Raw genomic sequence first — 14697 nt, 5'->3', positions numbered from 1 at the left:
CCTCTCAAGTACTACTCCCCCGCCCGACCCCTACGGGACTCACCGCGTCCCCGGCCGGATCAGCCCCGACTCGTACGCGAAGATCGCCGCCTGCGTACGGTCCCGCAGCCCCAGCTTCACCAGGATCCGGCCCACATGCGTCTTCACCGTCTGCTCGGCCACCACCAGCCGGACCGCTATCTCCGCGTTGCTCAGCCCCTGCGCGATCAGCGCGAGCACCTCCGTCTCCCGTTCGGTGAGTTCGCCCACGCGCCGGCGCAGCGGGGAGCGGCGGCCGCCGTCCAGGCGGGAGAACTCGGCGATGAGGCGGCGGGTGACACCGGGGGCGAGCAGGGCATCGCCGCCGGCCACCACCCGTACCGCCTCGGCGAGTTTGTCGGCGGAGGCGTCCTTGAGCAGGAACCCGGAGGCGCCGGCACGCAGCGCGTCGTACACGTACTCGTCCAGGTCGAAGGTGGTCAACACCAGGACCTTCACCGCCGGTTGGGCGACCGTGATGTGTTCCGTGGCCTGGATGCCGCCGAGTCCGGGCATGCGGATGTCCATCAGGACGACGTCCGGCTCCAGTTCGGCGGACTTCGTGATCGCCTCCCGGCCGTCCACCGCCTGGCCGGCCACCTCGATGCCGGGCTGAGCGTTGAGCAGCACGGTGAAGCCCTGCCGGACCATCTCCTGGTCGTCGGCGATGAGTACGCGGATGGTGCCGGCGCCGCTGGTCATGGGGTCTGTTCTCCTGTCGTGGGCGAGGGGGCCGGCGACGGGCCGTCGGGCGGGGTGCCGTCGGGCCGCGCGCTGTCGCCGGGGAGGAAGGCCGTGACCGTGAAGCCGCCCCGCTCGGTCGGGGCCGCGGTGACCCGGCCGCCGAGCATCGCCGCGCGCTCGCGCATGCCGAGCAGCCCGTGCCCGGCCCCCGGCGAGGGCGGGACCGCCTGCCGGGGACGGGAGTTGGCGACCTCCAGGTGGACGCCGTCCGGGCGGTGGACGACCTCGACGCGCACCCGGGATCCCGGCGCGTGCCGCAGCGCGTTGCTCAGCGCCTCCTGCACGATCCGGTACGCCGACAGCTCCACGCCCGGGGTGTACGACCGCACCGCGCCCCGCACCTCGGCGCTCACGTCGAGACCCGCGGCGCGCGTGTTCTCGATGAGGGTGTCGAGCCGGGCCAGGGTGGGCTGGGGGGCGTCGGGGGCGGCTCCGGTGCCGGGCGCGCCGAGCCCGTAGGGGCCCTCGGGATCCTCGGGGTGCTCGGCGCGCAGCACCCCGAGGACCCGGCGCAGTTCGGTCAGGGCCTCCAGCGCGTTCTGCCGGATGCCCGCGAGGTTCTCGACCAGTTCGGGCGACGGCCGCTCCACGAGGTGGGGGGCGACCTGGGCCTGGATGGAGATGACCGACATGTGGTGAGCCACCACGTCGTGCAGCTCCCGGGCGATCCGGCTGCGCTCCTCCAGGAGGGTGCGGCGGGCCCGCTCCTCGGCGGTGAGGGTGGTCTGCTCCACGAGTTCGGCGCGCGCCTGCTGTCGGCCGCGCAGGGCGATGCCGACCACCGCGACCACCGCGGACAGGATCACCGCGGCGGCCCCGGTCGGCTGGTAGCCGGCCCCGCCCCAGCCGGACTCCAGGGCCCAGGTGAGCAGCGCGGTCAGGACCAGCGCCTCGACCGCCACCCGGGCGCGCACGCGCAGCGCGAGCAGCAGCATGACCAGCAGGTGGGCGATGATCCCGGCGGCGGTCCAGGGCCAGGAGAACACCACGCCGGGTATCCGGCCCAGGTGGCCGTGGACCGCGACGGCGCAGGCCAGGGTCGCCGCCATGGACAGCCACCAGGCCGTGATCGGCCGCCGCAGCGCGAGCACGGCCGCGCCCGCCTGCGGGAGGCCGATCGCGAAGGAGGCGCCCAGGTTCAGCCCCCCGTTGTTCGCGAGCTGCGCCACGCCGCCGAGCGCGACCCCGAGCGCGGCCAGCCACACCACTCCGTGCGGCAGCCAGCGCAGCCAGACGGAGACGGGCAGCGGATCGCGCCGCGCCGTCCACAGATCGTCGCGCAGCATCCGCAGCCACCGCCGCCCCTGGCCCGCGAGCAGCGCGAACTCCTGACGACCCCCCGTTTCCGTCACGCCGTCCACCTTAGACACGGGGACCTCGCGGAACACGGGGGACAGCCCCCGCCTCCTGGTCCCCCACGCCACCCCCGGCGCCCCGGTGCACCCGCACCACCCGGCCCCGGTGCACCCTGACCACCCGGCCCCGCCGCCCGCGCGAGCGCCGGCCGCCGCCCTGCTCGTACGACCGGAACGCGCCCCAGCACACCGTCAGGACCAGCGCGAACACCGGGAGCCAGACGAGCCGGGCGGCGATCCAGGCCGGGCCGTCGGGGCCGGTGTGCAGGCCGGGCAGGCGGCCGGCCGGGAGCAGCGCGGCCGTCGTGGCCATCAGGGCGGTCTGGTGCCACAGGAAGACCGTCATCGCGGAGAGGTTGACCGTGGCCACGGCCGCCCACGGCAGGGGGCGGCGCATCGCGCGGCGCAGCCGGTCGCGCAGCAGCAGCGCCAGGCCGCACTGGGCGAGGCCGAAGGTGACGGCGGCGAGGGTCGGCGGGTCCAGGTTGGAGATCGCCGCGCCGGGGACGCCGACCATGGCGGCCGGGTAGCCCGCCCAGCCGACGAGGGCCGCGGTGGCCGCCGTACCGCAGGCCAGCAGGGTCCAGCCCGCGCGGCGGGTGTCCAGTTCGCCGCGGGTCCAGGCGGCGCCGAGGGTGTAGGGGACCAGCCAGCCGGCGGGCAGGTTCGCCCAGCCGAGCCAGGAGGGGCCGAGGTGCAGGCCGAAGCGCAGCACGTCCACGTGCAGGACCACGGCGAGGGGCCACAGGGGGTGCAGCCGGGCGACGAGGGGGGTCGCGGCGGTCAGCGCGGCGAAGACCAGCAGGAACCACAGCGGGGACAGGGCGAGTTTGACGAGGGTGTGGACGGTGTCCGCCGGGGCGCCGGCGCACAGCAGGCCCGCGGTGACCACGGCCCACAGGGCGAGGAGGGCGAGGACCGGACGGACGAGGCGGGCGAGGCGGGCCCGCAGCCACTGGCCGTACGTCAGGCCGCGGGCGCGCGCGGAAGCGAGGCTTGTGGTGGCCACGTGCCCGCCCACCAGGAAGAACAGCGCCAGGGTCTGGAAGCCCCAGGAGATCGGGGCCAGCCACGGCATGCGCCCCAGGGGACTGGCGGTGTGCAGGCCGCCGTCGTGGGCGACCAGCGCGGTGACCAGCCAGTGGCCGAGGACGACACCGAGGATCCCGCAGGCCCGCAGGGCGTCCACGGCGCGGTCGCGGGAGGCGGGGGTGGCGGCGTCGACGCGGCGCGCGCCGTGCCGTATCGCCCGCCGGATGCCGTGCGCGGTACGTCCGTCGTCGTCAGGCACCGGTGACCTCCGAGGTCTCGCCGCGGATGATCCGGGCCAGGTTGGCGAGGGAGGCCGAGCCCGGGGTGAAGTAGCCGCTGTGGTCGGCCGTGCCCGCGTCGAAGACCCGGGCGCCGAAGGACCGGGAGACGGGGTCGGCGCCCAGGCCGACGGTGGCGAGGAGCAGGTCGACCCGCACATGCGGCACGTGGGCCACCCAGTCGCCGGTGCCGCGGGCCGCCCAGACGCGGGCGCGGGCGCCCAGGCCGGACACGTCGTCCGCGCCGGTGCCGGGGCTGCCGACCAGGGCGATGTCGGCCACGTCGAGACCGCGCGCGGCCCGGCCGCAGACGACGGAGCCGTAGGAGTGGCAGACGAGGGAGAGGTGCGCGCGGGCGGGGGCGAGGTCCCGCAACTGCCGTACGAGCGCGCGGAGTCGGGGCGCCGCCTCGTCGGCGCGGCCGGTGGTGGCGACCGTCGTGCTGACGGTGGCGGGGGTGGCGTAGCCGAGCCAGGCGACGACGGCGGTACGGGGGCCCCGGGCGCGGCCGGCGGCCGTGTACAGGGCCTTGGCCGCGCGGTGGAAGCGGGCGTAGGTGTCGAGGGAGGTGTCCGAGCCCGGGACCAGGACCGCGATGCGGTCGGCGGGGGCGAGGTCCCCGAACACCTCGGTGGCCAGGCCGTCGCCCCGCCCGTCGAAGGCCAGCAGCCGGCGCCGCGTCGAGGCCAGCGCCCGGTCGGCGGCGGCGCGGCGGGAGTCACCGTGGGCGGCGGCCATGCGGGCGGCACGGGCGGCGTCGGCACGGTTCGCGGCGTAGACGGTGGCGAGGGTGGCCGGGGTGAGCGCGGGAAGGGCCGCGGGGGCGGGCGCCGGGACGCGGGGGCGGGCGGCCGCGGAGAGGGGGACGGTGAGGGCCGCGGCGAGGAGCGCGGCGACGAGGGTACGGCGGGTGCGGTGCGATGGGCGCCCCATGACGGCTTCCTTCCAGCCGGCCCGGCCATCGGGCTTGGCTGCAAAGGAAGTTAGGAAGCGAGCGTGGTCGTCGGCGTCCCGCCGGGGAGCTGTCCCGCGAGGTAGCTCTCAGGTACTACGGGTATGACCGCGGCCTCCCTTCCGGGTTGCTCGGCGGTCGCCTCACCGAAGCGGCTCACTGCCCGGTGATCTGGGCGGTCAGGCGGGCCAGCAGGGGGACACACTCCCGGAGTTGCCGCTGCTCGTCGGGGCCGAGCGTGTCGCGGATGGCGGCGTTGAGCCAGTCGGCACGCTGCGCGCGCTCCCGCCGGAGGCGCGCGCGACCGGTGTCGGTGATGTGCAGCAGGAGCTTGCGGCCGTCGCTGGGGTGGGGCTCGGCGCGGACCAGGCCGTCGCCGAGGAGTTCCTTCACGGACTTGGCGGTCGCCTGGTGGGTCACGCGGCGCAGGTGCGCGAGGTCGGCCGTGGTCCGCGGGCCACCGCGGTCGAGATGGCCGAGGATGGCGGCCTCCCCCGAGGGCATGGTGTCCGCACCCCGTACGGCACGGACCAGCTCCCCGATCACCTGCCGCAGCTCTTCGGCCAGCGCGTCGTCGTCCATGGCCCCACCCTACCCAAACTATGTAACCTAGATGTACAACCTGGTTGTACATCTGCATCCACCGGAGAGGCCAAGCACACCACCATGCGTCTCACGAAGTTCGGCCACGCCTGCGTCCGCGTCGAGAAGGACGGCCGCCGCCTGGTCGTCGACCCGGGCGGACTGACCGACCCGCAGGCACTGGAGGGCGCGGACGCCGTCCTGGTCACCCACGAGCACTTCGACCACTTCTCCGAGGAGGCACTCCGCAGAGCCGCCCAGAGCAACCCGGCCCTGAGGATCTGGACCAACACCTCCGTCGCCGGCCGGCTGGACGGCCTCGGCACCCGGGTCACCGCCGTCGGCGAGGGGTCGGCCTTCACCGCGGCCGGCTTCGACGTGAAGGTCCACGGCACGTGGCACGCGCCCATCCACCCCGACATCCCCCGCATCGGGAACATCGGCTTCCTCGTCGACGACGCGCTGTTCCACCCCGGAGACGCGCTCACCGTCCCGGACACCACCGTCGACACCCTGCTGCTGCCGGTGCACGGCCCCTGGTCCACGACCGGCCAGCTCATCGACTACGTCCGCGCGGTGGCTCCGCGACAGTCCTACGCCATCCACGACGGCGCCCTCAACGAGACCGGCACCACAGTGATCGCCGGCCTCCTGGGCCCCAACGGCCCCGGCACCGGCGCCCCCCACCACCACCTGCCGCCAGGCGAGTCCGTCGACATCGGCTGAGCCCGCCCCTGCGGAGCATCGCGAGGAGGTACGGCGACGAGGCCGCGGCCTGCTCTTTATGCAATGACGCGCATAGTCGCGTTCTTGCATGGACGGTTCACCCACCCCGCTCGTACTGTCGTGGCGACCGGCCCGCAAGGGGCCTGTATCAGGGGGTCGCGGATATGACTCGTGAGGAACTGACCCGACTGACCGGCAACGGGAACGGCAGCTGCAACAACGACGACTGTCCGAACATCTACCGAACCTCGTCCGGCTCATTCGTGGTCCAGGGGGACGTGTCCAAGGCGTTCACCGCGCCGGATGGCGAAGGACTCGTCGAGATCCCCGAAGAGACCCTGCGGGAGGCATTCCGTGCTCTTGGATGGTGAAGCCTGGACAGCCAAGGTCCAGGGCTTCAAGCGTGAGGCGTGGCGACTCGAGACCCTTCCCGTCTACAGGGTGCCGAGCGAGGACGGAGATATCCAGGAATTCCTGTCCGGGCAACGACTGGACCCTGAGAACTACTCCTCCGGCTACACAGACGGCCTACGGAGGTTCAAGGCGGAGGGGAAGTCCAAAGGGCGGGTCCACATCGTCACGCAGCCGCTCACCGACTATCTCCGCTTTGAGTTCATGTACTACGACGTGCATTCACGGGCCGGGGATGAAATCCGCATTCTGGATGTGACCGACCGAACCAACCCGCTTGAGGGAGTTCAGGACTTCTGGCTCTTCGACCGGTCGGAAGTCGTCCTCATGAACTATGCGACAGACGGTACACAGGTCAGCCGGGAACTGTACGAAGGCGATCCGGCACCGTACATCGAATACCAGCGGATCGCCCTCACGGAATCCGTGCCGTTCAGGGAGTACATCAACGGTGGCCATCGAACCTGACGAGCTGGACCAGTCGGGGCGTGAACTCGCGGCCATGCTCAAGCATCTCCGCAAGCAAGCCGGACTCTCAGGAGTCCGGCTTGCTGCACGTTGCAACATGTCGCAGTCCAAGATCAGCCGCATCGAGAGCAACAAAGGCCGCCCGTCCCTCCTGGACGTCGAACAACTCCTTCGGGGGCTCAACGCATCCCCAGCCGTTTCAGCCGAAGTGATGGCTGTAGCTCGAATCGCACAGACGGAATGGCAGGACGGGAGGACACTCCGAAGGAAAGGAATCGACAAGAAGCAGTTGCAGCTAGCCGGACTTGAGGCATCGTCCACAACCTTCCGCTACTTCCTTCTATCCATGATCACAGGACTCCTGGCCACCCCCGAATACGTTCGCGCCAGCCTGAGCCAGGCACCCCCGGAACAACAGGCCAAAGCCATAGCTATGAAACTGGAAAGGCAAAGGGTCCTGTTCGATCGATCCAAACAGTTCACGTTCATCCTGACTGAACAGGCCGTCAGGTATCCCCTCATTCCACCCACTGCACTAGCCATGCAGATTGACCGTCTTGCATCCTTCACGCACCAGCCGAACATCCGGCTCGGAATTATCCCCATGGGAGTTCGCTTCACTTCCGGGGCTCTGAACACATTTACGATCTACGACGACACCCTGGCAACCGCTGAACTGGACCTAGGCGCAGTCGTATTCCGCGACAGCCGAGACGTGCATGACCTGCTCCATCGTTTCACCGCCTACGCGGAGTATGCGGTCTTCGGTGAGCAGGCCAGAGAGCGTCTAGCAGCATGGGCAGAACACTGCCGCCGGTGATCTTTAACCAACATCGCGCATATCAAGCCATTCCACACCGTAACTAGTGCAACGTATTCCCGCAGCTAGCTTCGGGAGGCACGACGGCGTGGCAAGCGGACCGGAAAAGGTGGCGAAGCTGGCCAGGGCGGGTTTCCAACTCCCGAACACGACAAGCGAAGGGAACCTCCGATGGCAACTGCGGTACAGGCCCGAGACCCCCGAACCTGTGTCCCCGCCCAGGTGTGGGACCGGGAGGTCCGACTCATCATGCGGGATCACGCCACGGGCCGTGACCTGGCAGAGCGCATCTTCGGTCAGGCCGTCGCCTACCTGGTGACCTCCGCCGAGTGCTCCGAGGTCCGCATGGGGCCGTCCCAGGCCGTGGACCTGGGCGTTCACTCGTTCGTGCTCGACTCGATCAACTACATGGCGTTCTGCGACCAGCACGCGGGGCGCTACATCCATCACGTTCCGCACCTGCCCGGGGAGGGCATGCAGGAGCCGCCCGCTCTGCGGGGCACCGTCAAGGCCATCCGGGCTTCCGGCTTCGAGATCGACGCGGAGTTGTGGACCACGAAGAACACGGCCGACTGCTCCCAGTGCCACGCTGGGTGCACGGACAGCCCCAACAGCGGGAAGTAGCGACACAGCGCATGCAGTGCCACCTCCCCTCTGGTCCGAGGGGAGGTGACCTCATGAGGAAGGGTTCCGTATGGATGTCGTTGACGCTTGGGAGCGATACGCCCAGGGGCGGACACCACGGAGGGAGACCAACGTTTCCGGTGCGCGCACGTGGTTGAACTGGACGCAGTACCCCGACCACGGCCCCGATGAATCAACCCTCGGGGATCTCCAGGGCCGTACCGTCCTGGAACTTGGCTGCGGCACGGGATGCAACCTGGCCCACCTGTCCACCCTTGGTGCCACCTGTTCGGGGGTGGATATCGCCCCCAGCCAGATCAAGAAGGCCGGGGCCCGATGGGGCCACCTCCCCGGCCTCACCTTCCACACGGCAGAGGTGACCGACTATCTGTCCCGTAAGGTCGGGCCGTTCGATGTGGTGCTGTCCATCTTCGGGCCTGTCTGGTTCACGGACCCTGCACAGCTTCTTCCTCTGATCCGTAAGAGGCTGTCGCCTGGTGGCGTACTGGCTTTCTCCCACAAGCCCCCGACGGCCGGCACTCAGCCGGTGGAGACTCTGAGGGATGACAGGGTGGTAACCAGGTGGGACTACACACAGGAGGAGTGGTCTGCCTCTCTGACTTCTTCCGGATTCTCGGACATCAAAGTCGAGACCATCTCTCCCCCGGAAGGAAAGGGCACCGGAACCCTCCTGGTTCGGGCCCGCGCGTGAGGGCGCCGCTCCCACACCTGGTCGGACGTGCAGAAGGAGCCCGCGGACGGCATCGTGACCGCCATGGTCGCCCTGGACACCATCGCACCGGACGGCAGTCAGGCGCTGGCGGCCCGCCTCGATGCCCTGGTAGCCCGAGCGCTGCCGCCCGAGTGACGGTGGCCGCCCTGACTCCTCGTCCTCCTCAGCCGCATTCGCTCAGCGAGTACTGGAGCGGCCGGGGCCGGGGCCCCTGACGCCGGCGATGAATGCCGTGAAAGCGGAGGCGGGGAAGGTGAGGACCGCGCGAGTGGGCGCCTTGGAGTCGCGGACGGCGACGCGGGTCGGGAGGGGGGCTATCTCGACGCAGGTGTCGCCGTCGCCTCCGCCCGAATACGTGGACTTCCGCCAGCACAGGTCAGCGGTCACGCTCGCCTCACAGTTCCTTGGTCAAGCTATGGATGAAGGCCGCACGTGCAGCGAGGTCAGCGGACGGCGCCGGGGCACCTGACGCTGGCGATGAACGCCGTGAAGGAGGAGGCGGGGAACGTGAGGACCGCCCGAGTGGGCGCCTTGGAGTCGCGGACGGCGACGCGGGTCGGGAGGGGGGCTATCTCGACGCAGGTGTTGCCGTCGCCTCCGCCCGAGTACGTGGACTTTCGCCAGCGCAGGGCATCCGTCACGATCGCCTCACAGTTCCTTGGTCATACGGTGGATGAAGTCCCGCGATGCCGCCGTGTCCAGCGACGCACTCTCCACCTTACGAAGCAGCGCGCGGAGCTGGTCGAGCTGGGCCGCCGCATCGATGAAGGCGGTGCCGGTAGGAGAGTCACGCAGCCCGGTATCCAACTGCGGCACCGGGCCGCCCGCATACATCATGGAAGACTCCGCACCGGCAAAACCGTCCTGGTCGACGGGGATGACCCGCACGGTCACGTTGTCCTGCTCGATCCGCTCCAGAATCTGCCGCAGTTGAGCGTGGTGGACGCGCCGGTCCGCGACACGGACACGCAGGGCGAACTCGTGGATGATCGTCTCGTACGGTGTCGGATTGTCGCCCTCGATGAGGATGCGGCGCCGCATCCGGTGTTCCACCCGGGCCCGCAGGTCACTCTCCGGCAGACCGGGAACCATGTACGCGAACACCGCACGCGCGTAGTCCGCGGTCTGCAACAGCCCGGGAACGTGCGTGATCACGATCTCGCGCAGAAATTTCGCGTGGTGTTCGACTTCGGCGGTGTCCAAGAACACCGGTGGAAGCACGCCCCGGTACTCCTCCCACCAGCCGCGGGTACGGTCGGCCGCCATGACGACCAGAGCATCGATCAACGCCTCGTCCCTGCACGCGTAGTACGCACAGAGACGCCGGACGCGCTCCTCACTGACGGCCGCGATACCCAGTTCCACATGGCTCATCTGGCCTGACGTCGAGCTCAGGAACGCCGCCGCCTCCTTGGCCTTCAGCCCCGCGGCCTCACGCAGCCTGCGCAATTCGGTCCCCAGGCGCATCTGTCGCGCAGTGGGATTACTCCTCGGCGGCATGGACCTCACGCTCCCAACGGCCTTGCACACGCAACACGTTCGGGTGTCAGGGTACGACAGCCGGTTGCACTGGCACGAATTCATGCCATACCGTCAGTGACGCGACGACCACGCTGCGGAAGTGCACCGCTCCGTCCTGCCACGGCGGCTGCGGCACCGCCACCGAGACGCCAGTCGCATCAACTCCCCCTCGTCAAAGCGGAGATAGCACATGCCCGAAACCGCAAGCTGTGCCACCGAACCCTGGGAGTACTCCCTCACCATCCCCAACGATCTGCGCGCCGTCCCCATCAGCCGTCGCACCCTGCGCCTGGTACTCACCGCGTACGACCTGGTCCACCTCGTGGAGGTGGCCGAGCTTCTCGGAACGGAGTTGGTGGGCAACGCCGTACGGCACACCGAGGGTCCCGCCGCGCTGCGTATTCTCTGGTCGGCCGGAATGCTGCGGGTCGGTGCGTGGGACACGGACCCGCGGCCGCCCGAGCCGACCGGCCCGCCAACGGCCCTTGATCTGGAGGGCGGCCGCGGTCTCGCGATCGTCCGGGCCTGCGCCGATCAGTGGGGCTGGCAGCCGCTGGCCAGGGACGGATACCGCGGCAAGCTCGTGTGGTTCGAGATCGCCGCGGCCACGGCCACGAGCGACGCTAAAACCCCCTGTCACCAAGCCAGTTGGGCTATCTCCTCCACCACGACCGCGCACGCGTCCGCCGCCGGGTCGATCAGGGGGAAGTGACCCACGCCCGCCAGGAGGGTCAGGCCCGCCGTCTCGCCCGCCTTTGCCGACGCGTCCGCGTACGACTCGGCCACGGCCTGGGGTACGACGAGGTCCGCGCGGCCCTGGACGAGGGTGGTGGCGATGCCCGTCGGGAGGAGGAGGGCGGGGTCGGCGTACGGCCGTCTTTCCGTGAAGTGGTCGTCGCCGCCGAGGAGTTGGAGGGAGGCGTGCTCGCACACGGCCAGCTTCTCCGCCACCGCGAAGTCGGCGATCGGGGCGAGGGCGACGACGCCGCGCAAGGGGGCGGCCTCGGGGAGGCGCCAGGGGGAGTCCGCGGGCAGGACGTGCCGGGCCGCGGCCCACAGGGCGAGGTGGCCGCCGGCGGAGTGGCCGGTGAGGACGGTACGGCGGAGGTCGGCCTGCGGAAGCGCCTCGCGGGCCAGACCGGGGAGGGCGTCCAGGGCGGCGGCGACGTCGTCGAAGGTGTCGGGCCAGCGCCCGGCGGGCGGGGTGGCGCCCTCGGGCTCGGTGTCGCCGCCGCGCCGGTACTCGACGTTGGCCACGGCGAAACCCCTGCGGGCCAGGAAGCCGGCGAAGGGGGTGATGTGCCGGCGGTCGTAGCGGGCCCGCCAGGCGCCGCCGTGCAGGACGACCACCAGGGGGGCCGGGGCGTCCTGTTCCGTGCGGGGGGCGTAGAAGTCGATCACCTGGTCGGGGTGGGTGCCGTAGGAGGCGGTGGCATCGGGGTCGACCGGGTCGTGCGAGAAGGCCGACTCCTCTTCGGCGGCGGCGCGGGCTGCGGCGGCGTCGTCCGGCATGCTCCAACCTCTCAACGACGGAACGGGTTTGGGGCGGCGGACCAGGTGGGGGTCTTCGTCGGCCGTTGGCGGGGAACGGTATCAGGCCGGTGACGTGCGCCGACGTGGGGCGGGGCGGCGGGTGCGGGTGCGGTGCGGTGGACGACGGCGCCGCGACTCACCAGGGTCGCGCCGCGACCCACCGGGGGCACGGAGAAACCGCGCCCCCGGCGGGACCGGGGCTACCTCAGCAGCGAACCCAGGGTCCGGGCCGCCCGCTCCGCCTCCGCGAAGCTCGTGTACAGCGGCGTGAAACCGAAGCGGAGGATGTCCGGCGGGCGGAAGTCGCCCACGACGCCCGCCGCGATGAGGTTCTTCATGACCTCACCCGCGGTGGGGGCACCTCCCGCTCGAACGGAGCCGAGAGTGGGGGAGCAGCGCAGCGAGACCTGGCTGCCGCGCTCATCGTGCGCCGAGGGCGTCACGCACTCCACGCGGTCCCCGGCGTACTCCGTCACGCACGACACGAAGAAGTCCGTCAGCGCGAGCGACTTCGCGCGGACCGCGTCGATGCCCACGCCCTCCCAGACCTCCAGCGCGGCCTCCAGCGACAGCATGGAGAGGATGTCCGGCGTACCGACCCGGCCGCGCACCGCACCCGGGGCCGGGGCGTAGGACGGGCTCATGCCGAAGGGCTCGGCGTGGGAGTTCCAGCCGGGCAGCGGGGAGTCGAAGCGGGGCTGGAGTTCACGGCGGACGTAGAGGAACGCCGGTGAACCGGGGCCGCCGTTCAGGTACTTGTACGTGCAGCCGACGGCGAGGTCGACCCCGTGCTCGTCCAGCCCCACCGGCAGCGCGCCCGCGCTGTGGCACAGGTCCCACACCGCGAGGGCGCCCGCGGCGTGGACCGCCGCCGTGAGCGAGGGCAGGTCGTGCAGCCGGCCGGTGCGGTAGTCGACATGGTTGAGCAGCACCGCCGCCGTACGGGGCCCGAGCGCGTCCGGCACCTGCGCGGGCGTCACCGGGCGCAGGGTACGGCCGGTCAGCCGCGCCGCCGACTCGGCGATGTAGCCGTCGGTGGGGAACGTGGTCGCGTCCACCAGGATCTCGGTGCGGTCCTCCCCGGCCATCCGCGCCGCGGCCACGACGGCCTTGAACACGTTGACACTTGTGGAGTCGCCGACCACGACCTGACCCGGCGCCGCCCCGACCAGCGGAGCGATCCGGTCGCCGATCCGCTCCGGCGCGGTCCACCAGCCGCTCTCCTCCCAGGAGCGGATGCGCAGCTCGCCCCACTCCCGGCGCACGACGTCCGCGAGCCGGTCGGGGACGTGCGCGGGCAGCGCGCCGAGGGAGTTTCCGTCGAGATAGACCACGTCGTCGAGGACGAACCGGGAACGCAGCGGCGCCAGTTCGTCCGCCGCGTCCAACTCCTTGGCCCTCAGGATGGGTTCAGACATGAGACCTCGCCGTCCACAGCTCGGGGAACACGTTCTTGCGGGCCCGCTTCTCCAGCCAGGCCACCCCGGCGGAGCCGCCGGTGCCGGCCTTGGCACCCATCGCGCGGCGGGTGGCGACGAGATGGTCGTTGCGCCAGCGCCACACCAGCTCGGCCACGTCGGTCAACGCCTCGCCGAGCCGGACGAGTTCGCCGTCCTGGTCGCCGGAGTAGATCGTGGCCCAGACCTGTTCGACGGCCGCCACGGGCTCGTGGCGCTGGGAGACGTCGCGGTGCAGGACCTCGTCCGGGATCGCGTGGCCCCGGCGGGCCAGCAGCCGCAGCGCCTCGTCGTAGAGGCTGGGTTCGTGCAGCGCCTTCTCCAGTTCCGCGTAGGCACGGGGGGCGCCGCGGTGCGGTACGAGCATGGACGCGGACTTCTCGCCGAGCAGGAACTCCAGGCGCCGGTACATCGCCGACTGGAAGCCGGAGCCCTCGCCGAGCGCGGAGCGGTAGGAGTTGAACTGGGCGGGGGTGAGTCCGGCGAGCGGGGTCCAGGAGGCGTTCAGGGCCTCCAGTTCGCGCACGGAACGCTTCAGCGCGGCGATCGCCGTGGGCACGTCGTCCGAGCGCAGCGCCTGCGCGGCGGTCTCCCACTCGTGCACGAGCACCGTGAACCACAGCTCCATCACCTGGGTGGTGACCAGGAAGACCATCTCGCCGGGGTCGTCCGAGAGGGTCTGCTGGAGGTGGGTGAGCAGGTCCGCCCGTACGTAGTCCTCGTACGGCGTCGTACCCGCGAAGTCGAGATGCGGGGTCTCGGGCTCAGCGGCCTCGTGGGGGTGAGCCTGTTGGGACATCGCTGTCTCCTGTTGTTACTCCGGGTAGCGGTCCGCCCCTGCCGATGCCGGCACGGGGGCCCCGGTCCCCACCTCGCATCCTCCGCAATCACGCCAGGTACGGCAAGGCCCGCCTGTTGCCAGACGGGCCACACAGGTGACGCACCGTGTGTCAGCCGAGGGTCGCCGCCGCGGTCGGCGAGGAGTCCTTCAGGAACTGGGCGCAGCGCTCGTACTCCTCCTGCTCCCCGATGGCCTGGGCGGCGCGGGCGAGGGCGTGCAGCGCGCGCAGGAAGCCGCGGTTGGGCTCGTGCTCCCAGGGCACGGGACCGTGGCCCTTCCAGCCGCTGCGGCGCAGGGCGTCGAGACCGCGGTGGTAGCCGGTACGGGCGTAGGCGTACGACTCCACGACGGCGCCGCGCTCGAAGGCGTCGTCGGCGAGCTGCGCCCACGCGAGGGAGGAGGTGGGGTGCTGCGCGGCGACGTCCGCCGGCGCGGTGCCCTCGGCCAGCTGCTCACGGGGTTCCGGGTCATCGGGAAGGTGGGTCGGGGGCGGCCCGCCGAGCAGGTTCTCGTGAATGGTCATGGGTTCAGTCTCGCGTATGCGGCCACGGTGCCGCCGCCCACGCCCCGGCCCGCCCACGCCCAGGCCGCCCCCGGCCCCA

Annotated in this window: 19 protein-coding genes and 1 pseudogene; 8 read left to right on the top strand and 12 right to left on the bottom strand. The window is 71.2% G+C overall.

All coding sequences use genetic code 11. The annotated features are described in order from the left end of the window. Positions 1-39 precede the first annotated feature (39 nt). The 5 genes from AB0927_RS21820 to AB0927_RS21800 all read right to left on the bottom strand — a co-directional run bounded on the left by AB0927_RS21820 (position 40) and on the right by AB0927_RS21800 (position 4961). Positions 40-720: a response regulator transcription factor gene (locus AB0927_RS21820; protein ID WP_366669330.1), complete on the bottom strand. Its 681-nt coding sequence runs from the start codon at positions 718-720 to the stop codon at positions 40-42. After that, positions 717-2132, bottom strand: coding sequence for a sensor histidine kinase (locus AB0927_RS21815; protein WP_366669329.1), 1416 nt, complete (start codon positions 2130-2132; stop codon positions 717-719). The genes AB0927_RS21820 and AB0927_RS21815 overlap by 4 nt, the downstream gene beginning before the upstream one ends. Continuing rightward, positions 2125-3408, bottom strand: a complete 1284-nt coding sequence (locus tag AB0927_RS21810; protein WP_366669328.1) for an acyltransferase — start codon at positions 3406-3408, stop codon at positions 2125-2127. Before AB0927_RS21810 ends, AB0927_RS21815 begins: the two co-directional genes overlap by 8 nt. Next, entirely contained in the window at positions 3401-4360 is a 960-nt protein-coding gene (locus AB0927_RS21805) for an alpha/beta hydrolase (RefSeq protein WP_366669327.1), read from the bottom strand. Before AB0927_RS21805 ends, AB0927_RS21810 begins: the two co-directional genes overlap by 8 nt. A 175-nt stretch (positions 4361-4535) precedes the next feature. Then, the gene (locus AB0927_RS21800) at positions 4536-4961 is read right to left on the bottom strand and encodes a MarR family winged helix-turn-helix transcriptional regulator (RefSeq protein WP_366669326.1); all 426 of its coding nucleotides are present in this window, start codon (positions 4959-4961) and stop codon (positions 4536-4538) included. Positions 4962-5045: 84 nt separating this feature from the next. Between AB0927_RS21800 and AB0927_RS21795 the strand changes: the two genes are divergently transcribed. The 7 genes from AB0927_RS21795 (at position 5046) to AB0927_RS21765 (ending at position 8878) form a co-directional block, all read left to right on the top strand. Then, a complete protein-coding gene (locus tag AB0927_RS21795) occupies positions 5046-5687 on the top strand; it encodes an MBL fold metallo-hydrolase (RefSeq protein ID WP_366669325.1) in 642 nt (213 codons plus the stop codon). Between the two features lie 164 nt (positions 5688-5851). Further along, the gene (locus AB0927_RS21790) at positions 5852-6058 is read left to right on the top strand and encodes a hypothetical protein (RefSeq protein WP_366669324.1); all 207 of its coding nucleotides are present in this window, start codon (positions 5852-5854) and stop codon (positions 6056-6058) included. Further along, a complete protein-coding gene (locus AB0927_RS21785; protein WP_366669323.1) occupies positions 6042-6566 on the top strand; it encodes a DUF6879 family protein in 525 nt (174 codons plus the stop codon). The genes AB0927_RS21790 and AB0927_RS21785 overlap by 17 nt, the downstream gene beginning before the upstream one ends. Beyond that, positions 6550-7386, top strand: a complete 837-nt coding sequence (locus AB0927_RS21780; RefSeq protein ID WP_366669322.1) for a Scr1 family TA system antitoxin-like transcriptional regulator — start codon at positions 6550-6552, stop codon at positions 7384-7386. Before AB0927_RS21785 ends, AB0927_RS21780 begins: the two co-directional genes overlap by 17 nt. A 171-nt stretch (positions 7387-7557) precedes the next feature. Further along, the gene (locus tag AB0927_RS21775; RefSeq protein WP_366669321.1) at positions 7558-8010 is read left to right on the top strand and encodes a hypothetical protein; all 453 of its coding nucleotides are present in this window, start codon (positions 7558-7560) and stop codon (positions 8008-8010) included. Positions 8011-8080: 70 nt separating this feature from the next. Continuing rightward, entirely contained in the window at positions 8081-8722 is a 642-nt protein-coding gene (locus AB0927_RS21770; protein WP_366669320.1) for a class I SAM-dependent methyltransferase, read from the top strand. 27 nt (positions 8723-8749) lie between these two features. Then, a complete protein-coding gene (locus tag AB0927_RS21765; protein WP_366669319.1) occupies positions 8750-8878 on the top strand; it encodes a hypothetical protein in 129 nt (42 codons plus the stop codon). A 42-nt stretch (positions 8879-8920) separates the two neighbouring features. On the opposite strand, the gene AB0927_RS21760 is transcribed toward AB0927_RS21765, so the two are convergent. Genes AB0927_RS21760 through AB0927_RS21750 form a run of 3 tightly spaced genes read right to left on the bottom strand, consistent with a single transcriptional unit; the run spans position 8921 to position 10243 of the window. Next, the gene (locus tag AB0927_RS21760; RefSeq protein WP_366669318.1) at positions 8921-9130 is read right to left on the bottom strand and encodes a DUF397 domain-containing protein; all 210 of its coding nucleotides are present in this window, start codon (positions 9128-9130) and stop codon (positions 8921-8923) included. Between the two features lie 56 nt (positions 9131-9186). Beyond that, the gene (locus AB0927_RS21755; protein WP_366669317.1) at positions 9187-9384 is read right to left on the bottom strand and encodes a DUF397 domain-containing protein; all 198 of its coding nucleotides are present in this window, start codon (positions 9382-9384) and stop codon (positions 9187-9189) included. A 7-nt stretch (positions 9385-9391) separates the two neighbouring features. After that, complete coding sequence (locus AB0927_RS21750) at positions 9392-10243, bottom strand: helix-turn-helix transcriptional regulator (protein ID WP_366669316.1); 852 nt, start codon at positions 10241-10243, stop codon at positions 9392-9394. Positions 10244-10454: 211 nt separating this feature from the next. Between AB0927_RS21750 and AB0927_RS21745 the strand changes: the two are divergent. Beyond that, positions 10455-10871: pseudogene (locus AB0927_RS21745) on the top strand (ATP-binding protein); the annotation flags it as partial. Positions 10872-10900: 29 nt separating this feature from the next. On the opposite strand, the gene AB0927_RS21740 reads toward AB0927_RS21745, so the two are convergent. The 4 genes from AB0927_RS21740 to AB0927_RS21725 all read right to left on the bottom strand — a co-directional run bounded on the left by AB0927_RS21740 (position 10901) and on the right by AB0927_RS21725 (position 14618). Beyond that, complete coding sequence (locus tag AB0927_RS21740) at positions 10901-11776, bottom strand: alpha/beta hydrolase (RefSeq protein WP_366669315.1); 876 nt, start codon at positions 11774-11776, stop codon at positions 10901-10903. Between the two features lie 221 nt (positions 11777-11997). After that, positions 11998-13215, bottom strand: coding sequence for a kynureninase (gene kynU, locus AB0927_RS21735; protein ID WP_366669314.1), 1218 nt, complete (start codon positions 13213-13215; stop codon positions 11998-12000). After that, on the bottom strand, positions 13208-14053 hold the full coding sequence (locus AB0927_RS21730; protein WP_366669313.1) for a tryptophan 2,3-dioxygenase family protein: 846 nt from the start codon (positions 14051-14053) through the stop codon (positions 13208-13210). The genes kynU and AB0927_RS21730 overlap by 8 nt, the downstream gene beginning before the upstream one ends. Positions 14054-14204: 151 nt before the next feature. Then, positions 14205-14618, bottom strand: coding sequence for a DUF3151 domain-containing protein (locus tag AB0927_RS21725; RefSeq protein WP_366669312.1), 414 nt, complete (start codon positions 14616-14618; stop codon positions 14205-14207). Positions 14619-14697 lie beyond the last annotated feature (79 nt).

Origin of the sequence: Streptomyces sp. NPDC048106 (assembly GCF_040706415.1) — a bacterium.
Lineage (GTDB): Bacteria > Actinomycetota > Actinomycetes > Streptomycetales > Streptomycetaceae > Streptomyces.
Note: the sequence above shows the minus strand (reverse complement) of the source record. Positions and strands in the feature narration are given on the sequence as shown.